At 66.0% G+C, this 16245-nt stretch carries 13 protein-coding genes; 3 read left to right on the top strand and 10 right to left on the bottom strand.

Annotated features, from left to right (window positions below):
- Window positions 1-6 precede the first annotated feature (6 nt).
- Genes A5766_RS22105 through A5766_RS22090 form a run of 4 tightly spaced genes read right to left on the bottom strand, consistent with a single transcriptional unit; the run spans window position 7 to window position 6744 of the window.
- Window positions 7-1683: an ArnT family glycosyltransferase gene (locus A5766_RS22105; RefSeq protein ID WP_064906434.1), complete on the bottom strand. Its 1677-nt coding sequence runs from the start codon at window positions 1681-1683 to the stop codon at window positions 7-9.
- Window positions 1680-3287, bottom strand: a complete 1608-nt coding sequence (locus A5766_RS22100; protein WP_005206293.1) for a glycosyltransferase — start codon at window positions 3285-3287, stop codon at window positions 1680-1682. The genes A5766_RS22105 and A5766_RS22100 overlap by 4 nt, the downstream gene beginning before the upstream one ends.
- Entirely contained in the window at window positions 3284-4822 is a 1539-nt protein-coding gene (locus tag A5766_RS22095; protein ID WP_064906432.1) for a hypothetical protein, read from the bottom strand. Before A5766_RS22095 ends, A5766_RS22100 begins: the two co-directional genes overlap by 4 nt.
- Window positions 4819-6744, bottom strand: coding sequence for a hypothetical protein (locus tag A5766_RS22090; protein ID WP_039855142.1), 1926 nt, complete (start codon window positions 6742-6744; stop codon window positions 4819-4821). The genes A5766_RS22095 and A5766_RS22090 overlap by 4 nt, the downstream gene beginning before the upstream one ends.
- Before the next feature lie 285 nt (window positions 6745-7029).
- Here A5766_RS22090 and A5766_RS22085 point away from each other — a divergent pair, with 285 nt between their 5' ends.
- Window positions 7030-7839 (top strand): alpha/beta fold hydrolase, encoded by an 810-nt coding sequence (locus A5766_RS22085; protein ID WP_005204815.1) that lies wholly within the window; start codon window positions 7030-7032, stop codon window positions 7837-7839.
- Here the strand turns inward: A5766_RS22085 and A5766_RS22080 are convergent.
- The 6 genes from A5766_RS22080 to A5766_RS22055 all read right to left on the bottom strand — a co-directional run bounded on the left by A5766_RS22080 (window position 7810) and on the right by A5766_RS22055 (window position 13624).
- Window positions 7810-9405, bottom strand: a complete 1596-nt coding sequence (locus tag A5766_RS22080; protein ID WP_064906430.1) for a carboxylesterase/lipase family protein — start codon at window positions 9403-9405, stop codon at window positions 7810-7812. The genes A5766_RS22085 and A5766_RS22080 overlap by 30 nt on opposite strands.
- A 97-nt stretch (window positions 9406-9502) precedes the next feature.
- Window positions 9503-10456 carry a 23S rRNA (guanosine(2251)-2'-O)-methyltransferase RlmB gene (rlmB, locus tag A5766_RS22075; RefSeq protein WP_064906427.1) on the bottom strand — a complete coding sequence of 318 codons (954 nt, stop codon included), beginning with the start codon at window positions 10454-10456 and terminating at the stop codon, window positions 9503-9505.
- 27 nt (window positions 10457-10483) lie between these two features.
- Window positions 10484-11872 carry a cysteine--tRNA ligase gene (gene cysS, locus A5766_RS22070; protein WP_064863437.1) on the bottom strand — a complete coding sequence of 463 codons (1389 nt, stop codon included), beginning with the start codon at window positions 11870-11872 and terminating at the stop codon, window positions 10484-10486.
- Between the two features lie 11 nt (window positions 11873-11883).
- Entirely contained in the window at window positions 11884-12369 is a 486-nt protein-coding gene (gene ispF, locus A5766_RS22065; RefSeq protein WP_064906425.1) for a 2-C-methyl-D-erythritol 2,4-cyclodiphosphate synthase, read from the bottom strand.
- 33 nt (window positions 12370-12402) lie between these two features.
- A complete protein-coding gene (gene ispD / locus A5766_RS22060) occupies window positions 12403-13113 on the bottom strand; it encodes a 2-C-methyl-D-erythritol 4-phosphate cytidylyltransferase (protein ID WP_064906423.1) in 711 nt (236 codons plus the stop codon).
- A 22-nt stretch (window positions 13114-13135) separates the two neighbouring features.
- On the bottom strand, window positions 13136-13624 hold the full coding sequence (locus A5766_RS22055; protein ID WP_005204805.1) for a CarD family transcriptional regulator: 489 nt from the start codon (window positions 13622-13624) through the stop codon (window positions 13136-13138).
- Window positions 13625-14052: 428 nt separating this feature from the next.
- Between A5766_RS22055 and A5766_RS22050 the strand changes: the two genes are divergently transcribed.
- Both A5766_RS22050 and radA read left to right on the top strand, forming a co-directional pair.
- Window positions 14053-14685: a hypothetical protein gene (locus tag A5766_RS22050; RefSeq protein ID WP_064906422.1), complete on the top strand. Its 633-nt coding sequence runs from the start codon at window positions 14053-14055 to the stop codon at window positions 14683-14685.
- A 168-nt stretch (window positions 14686-14853) separates the two neighbouring features.
- Window positions 14854-16233 (top strand): DNA repair protein RadA, encoded by a 1380-nt coding sequence (gene radA, locus A5766_RS22045; protein WP_064906420.1) that lies wholly within the window; start codon window positions 14854-14856, stop codon window positions 16231-16233.
- The last annotated feature ends 12 nt before the right edge of the window (window positions 16234-16245 follow it).

The raw sequence follows: 16245 nt of genomic DNA, 5'->3' as shown, positions 1-16245 counted from the left end.
ACACGTTCACGACGTCCGCGGATTCACCTCGTACACACGCCAGTTCGGCATGTTGGCTCCCTGATTGCGGGCCTCGAGCACGAGCGTGGAAATCTGATCGCCATTCTCGTACAGCGTGGGGTACCGAATGTTCAATGCGTCCGACGACCCGCGGCCCGCGCGCGGCACCGCCAGCAGAAACCGCACGCCGAAGCGGGCGGGTTCGTTCAAGATCTCGTCGAAGTCCTGATCTGACGGGATCACGAACTGCTTCGGATGTCGGGATTGCACGACGACGGCGAACCCATAGACGGTGTCGGTGAGCACGCTACCGTCCGGCAGATGCAGCGAGTCGAGGTACTCTGCGAGCGCCCGCTCAGTGGAGAACGACCCCAACACCCGCTCCTCGTCGAGATAGCGCTTCTCCGTCGAATCCGGTTTGGGCGCAACGACAGATCGGTACGCGAACTCCTGCGGCGCGTACTTCGGCGACGTCATGCCCGTCGCGGTGACCGGGAGCCCCACCACGAATGCGAGGACAGCGACCGTGCCGATCAGTCCGTACCGCCATCCTCGGCCCGCGCGCGGATTCGCTTGCGGCAGTGCCGATCGCGGCCCGAGCCGACGGTACGGCTCGATACGACGCGCCGGGGTGGCAAGCAGAGCGGTCACCGCGGCCAACAGGATGATCGTCATGTAGAAGCGCAAGAACCCGAAAGTGGTTCCACGAACGTAACTCAGCACCTGAAATGCGATCACCGCACCGATGATCAGGACCGGTACCGCCAGCGGATACAGCCGGTGCCGCCGAATACGCACCCACGCGACGAGCACGAACAGTACAAGGTAGAGCGGCGCAAGGATGAGTAGTTCGGTGATCGAGAAACGCAGTGCGTCAAGGCCGGTCGCACTGCCTGTGCCACCTGATTGATCGATGATCGCGGAGTTGCCGTACTGCGAGGTGAACTGCGCGAACGCCTGGCCGGTGATCAGCCAACTCGTCAGTGCCCACACGATGAACGCCAGCAGGCTCGGCGATGCGACGAGCACGACGTCGAGCAGCGCCCGCTGCACTCGCAGCCTGCGCCCGGCCGCCTTGTCGGAACGTCGATAGGTCACGAACGCCACAAAGCAACCTGCGACGAACGCGGCGACCGCGCCGTCGTATCTGGTGAGGTAGGCGAGGCCGAGAGCGATTCCGGCGACGATCAATTCGTGTACGTCGTCGGTGTCGACCCACCGGATCAGCCGCCGGACCGCCCACGCGAGGAAGAAGATGTACGGCGCCTCGCTCATCCCATTGGCCGCGTACAGGACGATCATGGGGTTGAGCGCGAACACGAGCGTCACGATGACGGTCATCGCAGTCGGCAGTGCTCTGTCGCGCGCCACCCCCGACACCTGCACCACGGCGCCCGCCATGAATGCCGACGACATGATCGCCGCCGACAACGCGTCGGTCGTCATCTGCGGCCACCACACCGACAACGCGGTGAGCGGTAGCTGCACGAGCGCCGTCAGCGGCGTGAAGATGAATCCTATTGCGGCCAAGTGCGGATCCCGACTGAACAGCACACTCTGCGCGGCTTGCACCCTGGACAGCGAGTCGCCGAAGTAGGCGTGCACGCCGACGGCCAGGTACACACCGAAAGCCAGGTAGGCCAGCCACACGACAAGCCACAGCGCGACGGATCGACGGGTCATTGAGCCGCCTGCGTCGACGAAGCCGTACCCGACGAAGACCTACCCGACGAAGCCGATGCATCCGACGTCGTCTCAGAAGCGGGAGACGTCTCAGCAGTATCGGACGGACTGGCGTCGGAGGTGAGTCCGTGGGCGGTCTTCTCCCAGTACGACGGTCGAAACAGCAACTGCCACATGCCCTTGATCGCCGCGATGCTCATCATCACCCAGTAGAACGGGACGATGAGCCCCGACCAGAGCAGTTCGCCGCGGTCGTCCTCCCTATTCGCGACGAGCGTCATGTAGATCGCCGCGCTGTTACCGATGACGAACGAGATCAGCGACAGGTAATAGATCGGCCCGGGAAAGAGCTCCGCGACAAACGCGGGCTGCCCGGCGATCCACACGATCAGGATGAGCCAGAAGATCATGTTCATACACGCGATGAAGGGAGTGCCGGCAATCAGCAGGGTGAACCGGATCATGCCGAGCAGCCCCATGAAGTGGAAGAGCCGTCGGGGCCTGCGCATGTGCACGAGCCACGTCTGCATGTAGCCCTTGTACCAACGCGACCGCTGGCGAATCCAGTTGATACCGTCCACATTTGCTTCTTCGAGCGTGACCGAGTCGAGCACAGCGGTGCGGTACCCCTCGCCCGCGATGCGCACCCCGAGATCGGCGTCCTCGGTGACGTTGAACGGATCCCACGCACCGAGCTCGATGAGCATGTCCTTGCGGAAGTGATTCGACGTCCCGCCCAACGGAATCGTCGCCTTGCTGACCATCAGACCCGGCAACAGGTAGCCGAACCAGATGCCGTAGTCGGCGGTAAACCATTGTGTGAGAACGTTGTCGGTGACGTTGTAGAAGCTCAGCTTGCCCTGCACGCAGATGACGGAATCGTCGTCGAGTTCACGAAACGTCGCCACCACTCTGCGCAACTGGAGCGGGTCTGGGTGATCCTCCGCGTCGAAGATGGTGACGATATCGCCTGTGGCGAAATGCAACCCGTAGTTGCAGGCTTTCGGTTTGGTCCGCGGATCGCCCGGCGGTGTGAGCACAGAGGTGATGATGGGCGACGAGTCGACCGCATGGGCGGCCTCGATCGTCGGTGCGTCGTCCTCCTCGAGCAGGAGCAATACCTGCAGCTTCTCCTGCGGGTATTCGAACGATTCCATCGCCTCGATCAACTGCCCGACGACCTCCGGCTCACCGTATGCGGGAACCAGCACGGTGTACTTCGGCAGGTCGTCGTCGGCGATCGCGCGCGCTTGTTCGTCGGAGATCCGGATCGCACCGTTGACCAGGCCGAGCCGAAATGTGTTGAGCCGCTCGATGAGCGAGACGATGTAGATCACCGTCGCGATCGATACGAGCGTGGCCGCGGTGCCGATCGGCCAGAACACGAACCCCACGACGATGACGGCGATCACGACGGCACCGATGATCTTCTGCGTCCGGCTGAACGCTACCGACGCGGTCATCATCGGATCTTCACGACGCAGCCGGTTGATCGCGTCGTCGAGCGCTGCCGTGCGGTACTTCTCGTCCGAAAGCAGTTCGTCGACTTCTTCTTTTGTGTCCGGCGAGGCGAATGTCGGTTGCTCCGAGGCGGATTCGGTCATGGTTGATCCTCCCGCCGTACGCCGGACAGTTGTTCGTTGACGATGTCGCGCCCGGCGTCGAGTACCAGCTGCCGGTCCTTGAAATCAGGCCGGTCGTCGCGGATCACCGCGTTGCCCCGGAAGGTGACGTCGATCAGCGCACGCAGATTCGTCGCGATCGTCAGGGTGGGTTGCGGGAAGTAGGCGTTCGGCTCGTGGTTGTCGACCGACCACACCGACACCTGCTGTGCGTGCTCGCCGTCGCCCCAGAGCCAGGTGAGCAGGGTGTAGGTGAGGTACCTCTTGTCGTCGAGGATTACCTCGAGGACCGCTGGGATGCCATGCGGCAGCACCACATTGGCCGAATCCGAGAAGCGATTGCCCGAAAGATTGTAGGTGAAGGTCTGCGGATAGAGGTCGAACCGCAGCGGGTGAAGCGTTTCGATCGTGTCGACGACCACCTTGCGCGGGCGAGCCTCCTTGTCGAATGCGATATCCCCGGATTGCTGGATCAGACTCTGTCGCGCAAACTGCGCACCGCGTCCGTAGAGGTTGTCGGCGAAGTCGTAGCGCAGCGTCGGCCCATCCTGGCGCCACTCGGGTGGCACCGCCAATGGTGCCTGTGTCGACAATCCCGCGATCGTCGTCACCGGCGTGGCAACCACTCGCTGAAACGGCAGGAGCAGCGTGATGAGAGCACTGACCACGAGCACCGAGATCGCGCCCGCCTTGACCGTCTCGACGCCCGGCTCGTACAGCGGGCGGTCGAACGGACGCGACGTCGTGTGCCGCCGTCGACGCAGGTACGCGATCAACCCGACGACGAAGACGCTGCCAACCGCGGGGAGTGCCTGAAACGCGAACAGCGGGGCGTCGGGATGCAGGATGTGGACAACCACGACGATCACGACGCCGAGCACGACCGCCGCAACGAAGCCGATCAGAGCCGACCGTCGATCGCGACCGATCGCGATCGCCGCGGCCATCGCGCCGAACACCGTCATCACCAGACCCGCGGACAGCTCGTTGCCACCGATACTCAGCAACGCGACCCGGTACACGATCGGAAACGTCACCAGTCCGAACAGCCACACCCAGTGGTAGCGCATCGTCGGCCGCAGCCCGAACATCAGGACCGCACCACCGAAGAAGAACGTCAGCAAGCCGAGGATGTCGAGGTGCGTCAGCAGATACAGCGCACCGGTGAACCGGTTGGTCAGCGCGCCGTCGAAGCAGAACGACAGCAGCATCACGATGACACCGACGATGATGTCGGTCTGACGATCGCGGATCGCCCGCTCCTCGTGGCGGCGCAACGTGACCCCGTACGCGGCCATCACGACCAGGACGACCACCACGAGGATGTAACTCAGATCCGACCCGTACACGAAGATCTCGCGGTACCACTGCCCGATGTTGTGCCAGTAGCCGACAACCATCGCCGCGACCAGCAGCAGCCACCTGATCAGCAGCCGCGAGACAATCGACCTACCCGCGCTCCGCGATTCCTCCGACGACGCGCCGGAGGAATCCGCGGGTGCCTCGGTGACGGTCATTGCGCGCTGTCGTCACCGGTGTGTCGACGCCGTAGCAGCTTGAGTCCTGCGGCGACGATCAGGAACAGGATCACGGCTCCCAGAATCACCGCCACGACGACGAGCCACCCGAGCGGATGATCGTTCGACGTCTCGTCGTGCGCGACTGCGTTGGCGTCGACGGTGATCGGGTCGCGCCCCGAGATCTTCAGCGCGGCGTCGCCGGACGCGTCCGAGGCGTTGCCGGTGAACCAGCGCAGGAGGTCGTCGAGGTCGGCGGCATCGTTGGTCGAGCTCGCGACCAGCATGCTGCGGTCGTCGGACCGCGTCACCTGCAGCGAGCCGAACTGCACCTGCGGATTCAGCGTGACCTTCGATTCGGCGCCCGACGACGAATGCACGGTGACCGTCCCCGACTTCTGCGTCACCGGCAGCGCGACGCCATCGGGGAGCCCCTGCCCGTCGGCGGCGATCAGGACCGCGGGCTGTGTCGACGACGCGGCGTCGGACATCGACACCACGTCGACGCCGAGCGGCACCGCGGACAACCGCTGCATCGTCGTCATGATCGAGACCGCACGCGCGACGTCGGGGACGTCGCCCTTGGTCCACGCGAGTTGTGTGCGCGGCATCAGCGCCTGCGGCAGTGACCCCAGCCCTGCCGGGACTGGCGGATCAGCAGGCGAACTTCGTATCTCGCCGGCCGCCGAGACGCTCAGCGACCCGCGGGTTCCGTTGCCGCAGCCCTCTTTGACGTCGCCCCGTTCGAGCGTGACGATCAACCCGTTGTACCTGCTCAACGCATTGTTGGGCAGGTCGACCCACTGGTTGAACGCGCCCGAACCGTCGGGCTTGATCGTCGCGATGACACGATCACCGAGCCGCACCGACACCACCGGCGACGATCCGTTTGCCGCCGGTGTCGCCGTCCCGATGAGCTGCACACGGATGTCCTTCGACGGCCTGCCCAGGCGGGTCTGGTCGATCCCGAGTGTGATCGACGGCCACGCCGACGACGTGACGATCTGATCGGTGATGCCCAGATCAGCCAACGTCTGCACCTCGGGGGTCAACTGCGGGGCGTCGTGCAGCGGACCGGCTACCGCGGAGGAACTCTGCGCGATCGCCGACAGATTCGAGGTCAGAGCTCGCGCCTGGTTCGTCAGCTCGTTGGCCGGACCACCGATCACGAGGTAGGCGGCACCGTTCTGGTTCTCGACACTCAGCCCGGCGGGCGCCGCACTGCTGATCACGATCTGACGTTCGAGCGAATCCGGTTGACCGCTCGGCACGAGCGAGCCCGCACCCAGGGATGCGACGTCGATGTCGAAGTCGGCCGTGCCGTAGTTCGACGCGACCGATGTCGCCAGACCGACCGCGGCCGACGCCTCGGCGGTCGTCGGCTGCTGCGGCACGAAGACGGTGAGTTTGCGCAGGATTGGGGGAAGGAACTCGGCGACGCTACGCGGGATCGCCTCGCGCCCGGTGAACGAGAGCGTGGTGTCGCGGATGCGGAAGGCGTTGTCCGGGTCGAACTGGCAGATTCCGCTCACCGTCAGATACGCCCGCAGCGTGATGTCGGCGGCATTGCGGGCCACTCGTACGCCCGCCAGCGACAGTTCGATCGGCGAGTTCGGCGCCGGATTGATCGGCGTCCGCGAGATCACCCGGTCACCCTGCACTACATCGACCGTCCCGCCGGTGACGAACGGCGGCACGTCGGTGAACCCGCGCAGTTTGTCCGGCGCCAGGTTCTGCGGCACCGGAATCGACAAACTGACCTGCGACTGCTGGCCCGCGAAGGTGATATCGGAAGCCGCCCCGATGGACCACAGACCCAGCGGCGGTGGCGTATCGCCCTGCGCTGCCAACGCGTCGCCGACCCCGGACAACGACAGCACGGCACACAATGCCGCGGCGATCACCACAATGCGACGGCACATGCCCACTCTGCACACCCAATCCCCCGTGACGGGAACTCCACCTGTCTCGCCTGAATAATCTTGCCGGAAGCACTTGCACGTTCGAGGCTAATGCTGCTCTGATCTGGCTGTCAGCGAACGCATATCAGCGTGTCAGCGTCGGGACCGGCGACCTGCAGCATGTGTGCCGCCGTTGCAGTTTCGAGGCCTTTCCGTGTCCAAACCCCCCGCAGCTTCTGGAAGCATGGGCCGCATGTTCAACGGCAGTTGTCGCCGCCTGGGAGGGTTGGCCGGAGAATCGAGCGGATGATCGACACGCACTTCCGCAACGTCCCGCCGAGTGTGGGTGACCGCGTCGACGGGGGCACATTCGTCGACATCAACGGCGATCTGCTGTGGCATTTTCAAGGTGGCGACCCGATGGGTCCGCCCACCGTGCTCCTGCACGGCTCGTTCTCGTCGGCGTCGAGCTGGGGCGCACAGTTCGGCGATTTCACCGACGCAGGCCTGCGCCTGTTCGTGCCCGAGCGCAGCGGCCACGGCCACAGTCCCGACTATCCCCGCCCCTACACGTTCGCGTCGATGGCCGACCAGGTCATCGCCTACCTGGAGAACGTCGTGCGCTGCCCCGCGAACATCGTCGGCTGGAGTGACGGTGGCGTGATCGCGTTGATGATCGCGCAACGTCGGCCCGACCTCGTCGCCAGAATCGTGATGACGGGTAGCTACGTCAATCGTCGCGGACTCACGGTTTCCGCACTGACCGACCGCTTCGACGAGGACGACGAGGGAGTCGTCGCGTGCCTACGGGACAGCTTTTTGCACGACGACGCGGAATCCGACGTCGTCTTCGACAAGACCGTCGCGATGCTGCGCTTCGAGCCGGATTTCGAGAGCACCGACTTCGCGTCGGTGGCAGCCCCGACCCTCGTCATCGCCGCTGACTGCGGCATCGTGCGTGTCGAGCACGCCGTCGACCTTGCCGCGACCCTGCCGAAAGGACGGCTCGCCGTCCTCCCCGGAACGCACATCCTGCCGCTGGAGTCGCCGCACCTGTTCAACCCGCTGGTGCTGACCTACCTGGCGTCAGATCCCCCGAGCAGCGTCGAACTCTGACTCGATCAGGCCATCGTCGACGATCAGGCCGGTCCCCCGATGCCACGCGAGTCTGCGTTCGCCGTCGGGATCGGCTTCGACGTGATCGCTCCGGTCGATGACCAGGATCTCGCGGTCGTCCTCGAAGTAGCGCGGCCAGTCGTCGCCGGGGACGCCGGTGCGCGCGAAGGCTCCCCACCTCGACTGCACGTCGGCGGTCACACGCGCCACGGCACGCCAGTCCCCGACGCTCAGCGGTGCACCGAGAGCCGAGCGGTAGGCACCGAACACCGCGAACAGTTCGGTCGCGTGCGTCGCTCCGACGCCGAGCTTGTCGAGCACCTTGGTGAAGAAGTCGTAGCGGTAGGTGTAGGTCGGCGCGACCCGACTGTGCCCGTCGGCGTAGGCCACCGCTGGGGCCCAGAAGGTCGCGTCGGCCGACAGTCTCAGCCGTTCGCCCGGACCCGCATAGAGCGCGGAGATCTGCTCGCGGGCACCCTCGTCCTCGACGCGCAGGAGCATGCGCTCGGCGTCGGGAAGCATGTTCCACAGCTTCTCGAAGAGTTTGCCCTCGTCCCGGTTGCCGCCGACGATCAGCGGAACCGCATGTGTTTCGCCTGCTCGCGCCGCGTCGACCGGTAGTTTCGGCAGCAGCGCGCTGCCCGCGACGGGTGCGAACGGTACCGGTTCCGGGGTCTGCGCCCTGGAGGCGAAGCGCATCAGCCGATTGCTCGCCCGGAAGATGTCCTCGGTGCTCGCGCCGTCGAGGAGTGCGCGCGCAGCGACGGGATCGATCGGGTCACCGCGGTCGTCGAGGTCTGCGCTGCGACGCTCCGGGTCGCGCAGCAGGCGCAGGAACTCGTCGGCAAACGTTGTCGCGCTCGGCTTGCTCACGACGAGTTCGGGTGCGGGGCTCTCGGCGATCGCGCGCGCGAACAAACCCTTGGCTTCCGGCGTCGCGAGCAGCGTCAGCACCGCCGATCCGCCCGCACTCTCGCCGAACACCGTCGTGTTGTCCGGGTCGCCGCCGAATGCCGCGATGTTGCGCTGTACCCAGCGCAGCGCGGCGAGCATGTCCGACAGGCCCGGGTTCTCGTCGAAGGTGCGATCCGGCGTCGAATACCCGCTGAAATCGAGCATCCCGAACGCCCCGAAGCGGTACTGCACGGTGACGACGACGACGTCCTGCGTGCGTGCGAGCGCCGAGCCGTCGTAGAGCGGAGTCGCCGCGGTGCCGAGGATGTATGCGCCGCCGTGGATGAAGACCATCACCGGGCGCGGCGTCGACGACTGCTCCTCGGGAGAGAAGACGTTGAGTGTCAGGCAGTCTTCGCTGGTCGGGGCGTAGCGGCCGGGACCGGTCGCCGTGAATCGACGTTCCTGAACGGCGGCATTGCCGAATGCCGTGCAGTCGCGCACGCCAGGCCACGGCGCCACCGGCTGGGCGTCACGGAAGCGGCCCTCGCCGACAGGAGGAGTCGCAAACGGGATGCCCTTCCAGCTGATGGTTCCGCGTCGAGCGCGCCTTCCCCTGCGGCCCCCGACCAATCCGTCGGTCGTGGTCACGATGGTGTCGATCAACGTCATTGCCCCAACCTAACGAACGTCGGGAGACCACGGTCACACAGGTCCGATGCGATGCGTGCTGTCGGGCTACTGCTGACAGGGGCCATTACTGACGGGGCTACTGCTGACGGCGCTGGCGCGCGAACTCGGCGAGAACCACACCAGCGGCGACCGACGCGTTGAGGCTTTCGACGTCGCCCGCCATCGGAATCGAGAGGATCGAGTCGCACGTCTCGCGCACGAGCCGCGACAACCCCTTGCCCTCCGAGCCCACGACGATCACGGTCGGCCCGGTGCCGTCGTAGTCGTCGAGCGTCACGTCGCCCTCGGTGTCGAGGCCGACGATCTGCGCGCCGGTCTCGGCCCATTCCTTGAGCGTGCGGGTCAGATTCGGCGCCTGCGCGACCGGCAGCCGCGCGGCCGCGCCTGCACTGGTTCGCCACGCGACCGCGGTGACACTCGCGCTGCGGCGCGCCGGAATCAACACGCCGTGCCCACCGAACGCGGCGACCGAACGGATCACCGCGCCGAGATTGCGCGGGTCGGTGATGTTGTCGAGCGCTACCAGCAGCGGCGGGGTGCCCGACTCCATGGCATCGCGCATGAGGTCGTCGGGGTGCGCGTACTGGTACTCGGGCACCTGCAGCGCGATACCCTGATGCAGTCCATTCGCCGACATGCGGTCGAGTTCTGGCTTGCCGACCTCGAGGATCGCGATGCCCTTGTCCGCTGCGAGTTTCACCGATTCGGCGACGCGGTCGTCGGGTTCGCTGTTGACCGCAATGTAGAGGGCCGTCGCGGGAACGCCCGCGCGCAGACACTCCAGTACCGGGTTGCGGCCGAGCACGTACTCGGGGCCGTCGTCTTTGCGGCGCGGATTGGGCCGTCCCGCAACGCTTTTCCCGGCAGCCTTCGCCTTCTTGTGCGCGGCATGGTACGGACGGTCAACGGCCTTGGGTGTCGCGCCACGGCCTTCGAGACCGCGTCGACGCTGCCCACCGGAGCCGACGGTTTGCCCCTTCTTACTGCCCGATTTGCGCACTGCGCCACGGCGTTTGGAGTTTCCGGCCATCGTTGTCGTCCCGTCCGCTTGAATTGCTTACTTGCCCTTGAGCGCCCAGGTGGGGCCGTCTGGGGTGTCGGTGACCTCGATACCGGCCTCCGACATGCGATCTCGCACAGCATCGGCCGTCGCCCAGTCCTTGTCGGCACGCGCCTGTGCGCGCCGACCGAGTTCCGCGTGCACCAGTACGTCGAGCGCCGACATCGCATCGGTCTCGTCGGAGCCTTCCAACCAATGCTCGTCGAGAGGATCGACGCCGAGCACACCCATCATCGCGCGCACCGACTCTGCCGCGGCAAGCGCGGCGGCACCGTCGCCCGCTTCGAGAGCGGTGTTGCCCTCGCGCACGACGTTGTGGATCGTCGCCAACGCGGCGGGCACGCCGAGATCGTCGTCGAGCGCCGCGGCGAAGTCGGGGTGCACCTGTCCGACGGCCACCTGTCCCACGCGCGAAACAACCCGTCCCACAAAGGATTCGATACGCCGATATCCCGCAGCAGCCTCGGTGAGCGCGCCGTCGGAGTACTCGAGCATCGACCGATAGTGCGCACTTCCGAGGTAATAGCGCAGTTCGACGGCCCGTACGCGCTGCAGCATCGCCGGGATGGATACGACGTTGCCGAGCGACTTGCTCATCTTCTCGCCACCCATGGTCACCCAGCCGTTGTGCAGCCAGTACCGGGCGAACGGATCGCCCGCGCCGTGCGCCTGCGCGATCTCGTTCTCGTGGTGCGGGAAGATCAAATCCATTCCACCGCAATGGATGTCGAACTCGGGACCGAGCAACGACGTCGCCATCGCCGAGCATTCGAGATGCCAGCCGGGCCGTCCCGGACCCCACGGCGTCGGCCACGACGGCTCGCCTGGTTTCGCGGCCTTCCAGAGGGTGAAGTCCTGCGGGTTGCGTTTGCCGGTGCCCGCACTCTCGCCCTGGTGCATGTCGTCGAGCTTCTGTCCCGACAGCGCGCCGTAATCGGGGAGGCTCCGGACGTCGAAGTAGACATTGCCGTCCGACGCGTAGGCGTGTCCGCGCGCGATGAGTCGCTCCATGTACTCGACCATCTGCGTCACGAAGCCGGTCGCGCGCGGTTCGGCCGACGGCGGCTGCACCCCGAGTGCGTCGTACGCCTTCGAGAACTCGCGCTCGTGCGTCGCGGCCCACTCCCACCACGGCCGCTCCGCTTCGGCGGCCTTGCGCAGGATCTTGTCGTCGATGTCGGTGACGTTGCGGACGAACAGGACGTCGTCGCCCTTGTACTCCAGCCAGCGGCGCAACACGTCGAACGCGATGCCGCTGCGCACGTGACCGATGTGGGGAACGCCCTGCACGGTTGCGCCACACAGATAGATCGTCACTCGGCCGGGGTGCAGCGACACGAAGTCGCGCACCTCTCGAGCAGCGGTGTCATGTAGGCGCAAGGTCACGACGTGCGATTCTACCGGTCGCCCGACGTCGGAACCGCCTCGGTCACCAGCGCCGTCGCCACTGCAGCCACTCCCTCGCCGCGGCCGGTCATCCCGAGGCCGTCGGTTGTCGTCGCCGACACCGAGACCGGAGCGCCGAGTGCGTCGCCGAGGACCTGCTGCGCTTCCGCACGTCGCGGACCGATCTTGGGTGTGTTCCCGATCACCTGTACAGCGGCGTTGACCACGACGAACCCGTCGTCGGCGAGCAGTTGGGAGACGTGCGCGAGCATCGTCACGCCCGAGACGCCGTCCCATTCGGGCCGTCCGGTACCGAATACGGACCCGACGTCGCCGAGCCCTGCCGCCGACAGCAGGGCGTCGCACAGCGCGTGCGCACCGACGTCGCCGTCGGAATGCCCGGCACATCCGGGCGTGTCGGGAAAGAACAGCCCGACCATCCAACACGGAACGGTCGGGTCGAGCGCGTGGGCGTCGGTGCCGATGCCGACTCTCATCGAGGAACTCCTGCTGTCATCGGTGCTGCCCGCTCACCGGGCGCTGTGTGATCGTGCGACCTCTTGCACCAGATCGCGCGCGATGCGTAGGTCCCACGGCGTGGTGATCTTGAAGGCCAGCGGGTCGCCCGCGACGACGTGGACGTCGATGCCGATGCGCTCGGCGAGTCCGGCGTCGTCGGTGGCAAGGCCGGAGTCGTCCGCATGCGCTGCGATCAGCGCGTCGCGGGTGAAACCCTGTGGCGTCTGAATGGCGCGAAGTGGTTCGCGGTCGACAGTGTCGAGGACTCGGCCGGAAGCGTCGACGCGTTTGAGCGTGTCGGCCACCGGCAGTCCGGGCACCACAGCGCGATGGCCGGCGAGTACGGCGTCGACGACTGCGCGAAAAACGCGGGGAGGTGTGAACGGGCGCGCGGCGTCGTGCACGAGCACGATGTCGGCGTTGCCACTCACGGCGATACCGGCACGCACCGATTCGGAACGGTGCGCACCACCGGCAACAACAACTGCCGACGGAACGAGCGCTGCGGCATGCTCGACGAGATCTGCGGGAACGACCACGACGACCTCGGCGTTGATGTCAGCGTCGAGGACGCCGTCGACACAACGCTCGAGGATCGTCGATCCGCCGAGGTCGACGAATGCCTTGGGCTGGTCGAGTCCGAGTCGGGTACCCGAACCTGCCGCAGGGATGATGACGCTGGTCAACGGTCCGCCGAATGTCGGCTTGGTCCCTTGGGCCACGTCGATCAGTAGCCGGTCAGCGTCAAGACGCCGCGGCCAGCACCTCGTCGAGGATGCTGGTGGCCCTCTCGTCGTCGGTGTTCTGTGCGAGCGAGAGCTCGTCGACCAACACGCGACGGGCGCGGGTCAGCATGCGCTTCTCGCCGGCGGACAAGCCACGATCCTGCTCGCGGCGCCACAGGTCGCGCACGATCTCGGCGACCTTGATGATGTCGCCGGAGATCAGCTTCTCCTGATTGGCCTTGAAACGGCGGGCCCAGTTGGTGGGCTCCTCGGTGTGGGGCGCCCGCAGCACCTGGAACACCTGGTCGAGTCCCTCTTCACCGACGACGTCTCGGACGCCGACATACTCGAGCTTCGTCGAGGGAATCTGGACTGTCATATCACCATCGGCAACCTTCAGAACGAGGTATTCGATCTGCTCACCTTTGATGGTCCGGGTAACGATGTCTTCGACCCGGGCAGCACCGTGATGGGGGTAGACAACGGTGTCGCCAACTTTGAAATTCAATGTTCCGTGCCCCTTTCGAGTAGGCCCAGTCTAGCACGGGGGTCATTTGGGTCACATCCAACGGTGCAGGTCAAGGCACTACTCCTAGGCCGGGAGACCCCGACTTCCACCGTTGCAGCAGGTGAGCGGGTGAGGCCATAACAGCCTCGACGACAACGCGCAAGGGCTCGCTCCACAGCCTCTTGCGAGAGGGTTTTCGATGCCCCGCCCGCCCGCGTTCGAGGCACGCGAAATCCGGCTCGCGGATACCAATCCGGTACCCCGTCGGGCTTTTGGCACGCCCGCCCACTACGCTGCGTAGTGCAGGGTTCGCGCCAAGCGATTTCGGCCTTTCGATTACCTGGGAGGAACGGGTGTCTGTGTCATCGCAGAATGAGGCAACTCGGAGTGGGACAACTCGGAGTGGGTCGAGCCATCCGACTCGTCGTGTGCGTCGGTTCGCCGAAGCCACAGCCATCGCAGCAGTCGGAATCGCGATCGCGTTCGGGACGACCGGCTGCGGCGCCGGGCAGATCTCGCAGACGTCGAATCAGCTGCCCGCCGTCAACGGCAACAACGCCAACCTCGGCAGCATCGAACTGCGCGACGTGCAGATCATCTACCCAACGCAGAACGCTGCGTCGGTCTTCGACAACGGCGGCCCGTTCGAGCTGTCCTGGGTGATCGCCAACCAGAGCGAGATCGACACCTACCGGCTCACCAACGTGACTGCCGAGCAGGGCACTGTCACCCTCAAGGACCGCTACGACCTCCAGCCGGGCAAGGCGCTGCGCGCAGGCGAACCCGCCGCCCTCGTCAAGGATTCGAGCATCACCGACGAGAAGCGCATGACCGCGACTCTCGACGGCACCGGAAAGTCCGTCGCTGTCGGGCTGACCACCAAGCTGACCTTCACCTTCGAGAAGGTCGCCGCCAACGGCTCGACCTCCCCGGTCGGCTCGGTCACCGTCGACACTCCCGTCGACTCCGGCACGCTGCTCACCCGCCAGGACAAGGTCCGCGAGGCCGAGGCACCGGCCGACGAGCACGCCGAAGACGCACCGAACGTCCTGCCCAACTGACTCCTCTCGCAGCTCCGCTCGCGTTGGCCGCGGTTCCCGCTCACCGGCTTCCTTCCGGCTTATTGAATTCAATGAGCGGGAGGGAAATGGGTGAGCGTCACGGCCCCTCCCGACACATCCCGGTTGGCATGCCGAGACGTGTCGGTGGCCTGACCTAGGCTCGGATTCGTGGCAAAACCCAAGTCGACGTTCCGCTGTTCCGCGTGCGGTCATACCGTCGCGAAGTGGGTGGGGCGCTGCCCCGAGTGCGGCGAGTGGGGCACCGTCGACGAGGTGGCCGCACTTCCCGCCGCGACCGCCGCGCACAGCGCTGTCGCGCCGTCGAGTCCGGCTGTTCCGATCACCCAGGTCGACGCGGCGTCGTCGAACGCAATCCCCACGGGCATAGCCGAATTCGATCGTGTTCTCGGGCGCGGCGTCGTGCCCGGATCGGTGATTCTGCTCGCGGGCGAGCCGGGCGTCGGAAAGTCGACGCTGCTTCTCGAAACGGTCAAGCATTGGGCACGCGGCGGGCGTATCGCGCTGTACCTCACCGGCGAGGAGTCGGCAGGGCAGGTCCGGTTGCGCGCCGAACGTACCGACGCGGTTCACGAAAACGTCTATCTCGCAGCCGAAACCGACCTCGCCACGGTCCTCGGCCACGTCGACGCCGTCCGCCCGTCACTACTCGTGATCGACTCGGTGCAGACCATGGTCGCGACCGGAACCGACGGCGTGACGGGCGGTGTCACGCAGATCAGGGCTGTCACAACGGCACTCGTCTCGCTGGCCAAGAATCGCGGGATCGCGGTCATCCTCGTCGGGCATGTCACCAAGGACGGCAACGTCGCCGGACCGCGCTCACTCGAGCATCTCGTCGACGTCGTGCTGTCGTTCGAGGGCGACCGCCACACGTCGTTGCGTATGGTGCGTGGCATCAAGAACCGGTTCGGCTCCGCCGACGAGGTCGGCTGCTTCGAGCAGCGCTCCGACGGCATCCATCAGGTCTCCGACCCGTCGGGAATCTTTGTCCACCAACATGATTCGGATGTGAGCGGATCGTCGTCGATCGTCGCGATGGACGGCAAGCGCGCGCTCGTCGGCGAGATCCAGGCGCTGCTCGCCGAGTCCAAGATGGCCAACCCACGGCGGGCGGTGTCCGGTCTGGATTCCGCACGCTCCGCGATGGTCCTCGCCGTGCTGCAGGGTCGGGCAGGGTTGCCGCTGGGCGAGAAGGAGATCTATCTGTCGACGGTCGGCGGGATGAAGGTCACCGAGCCCGCCGCCGACCTCGGTATCGCGCTCGCGGTGAACTCCTTCGTCACGAACAAGCCGACGCCGCGCACCACCGTCGCGATCGGCGAGGTGGGCCTGGCCGGAGAGGTTCGTCGGGTCTCGGCGGTCGGACGTCGGGTTGCCGAGGCCAAACGGTTGGGCTTCACGCACGCGATCATCCCCGCGGGCTCCGACGACCCGCTACCCAAGGGCATCCGGGTGACGCGAGTGTCGGGTATTTCCGACGCCATCAGCGCGGTCACGATCAGAGATGTGTCCCGCGCACCGTTCTGAGGCTCACGGAGT

The organism is Gordonia sp. 852002-51296_SCH5728562-b, from assembly GCF_001665475.1.
GTDB lineage: Bacteria > Actinomycetota > Actinomycetes > Mycobacteriales > Mycobacteriaceae > Gordonia > Gordonia sputi.
Note: the sequence above shows the minus strand (reverse complement) of the source record. Positions and strands in the feature narration are given on the sequence as shown.

Bases quoted from the DNA above. Each gene is read 5' to 3' on its own strand.
- ispF (WP_064906425.1), bottom strand. From the start codon at position 12,369: ATGAGAGTCGGCATCGGCACCGACGCCCACGCGCTCGACCCGACCGTT.
- A5766_RS22100 (WP_005206293.1), bottom strand. From the start codon at position 3,287: ATGACCGAATCCGCCTCGGAGCAACCGACATTCGCCTCGCCGGACACA.
- A5766_RS22095 (WP_064906432.1), bottom strand. From the start codon at position 4,822: ATGACCGTCACCGAGGCACCCGCGGATTCCTCCGGCGCGTCGTCGGAG.
- A5766_RS22080 (WP_064906430.1), bottom strand. From the start codon at position 9,405: ATGACGTTGATCGACACCATCGTGACCACGACCGACGGATTGGTCGGG.
- A5766_RS22085 (WP_005204815.1), top strand. From the start codon at position 7,030: ATGATCGACACGCACTTCCGCAACGTCCCGCCGAGTGTGGGTGACCGC.
- rlmB (WP_064906427.1), bottom strand. From the start codon at position 10,456: ATGGCCGGAAACTCCAAACGCCGTGGCGCAGTGCGCAAATCGGGCAGT.
- A5766_RS22090 (WP_039855142.1), bottom strand. From the start codon at position 6,744: ATGTGCCGTCGCATTGTGGTGATCGCCGCGGCATTGTGTGCCGTGCTG.
- A5766_RS22105 (WP_064906434.1), bottom strand. From the start codon at position 1,683: ATGACCCGTCGATCCGTCGCGCTGTGGCTTGTCGTGTGGCTGGCCTAC.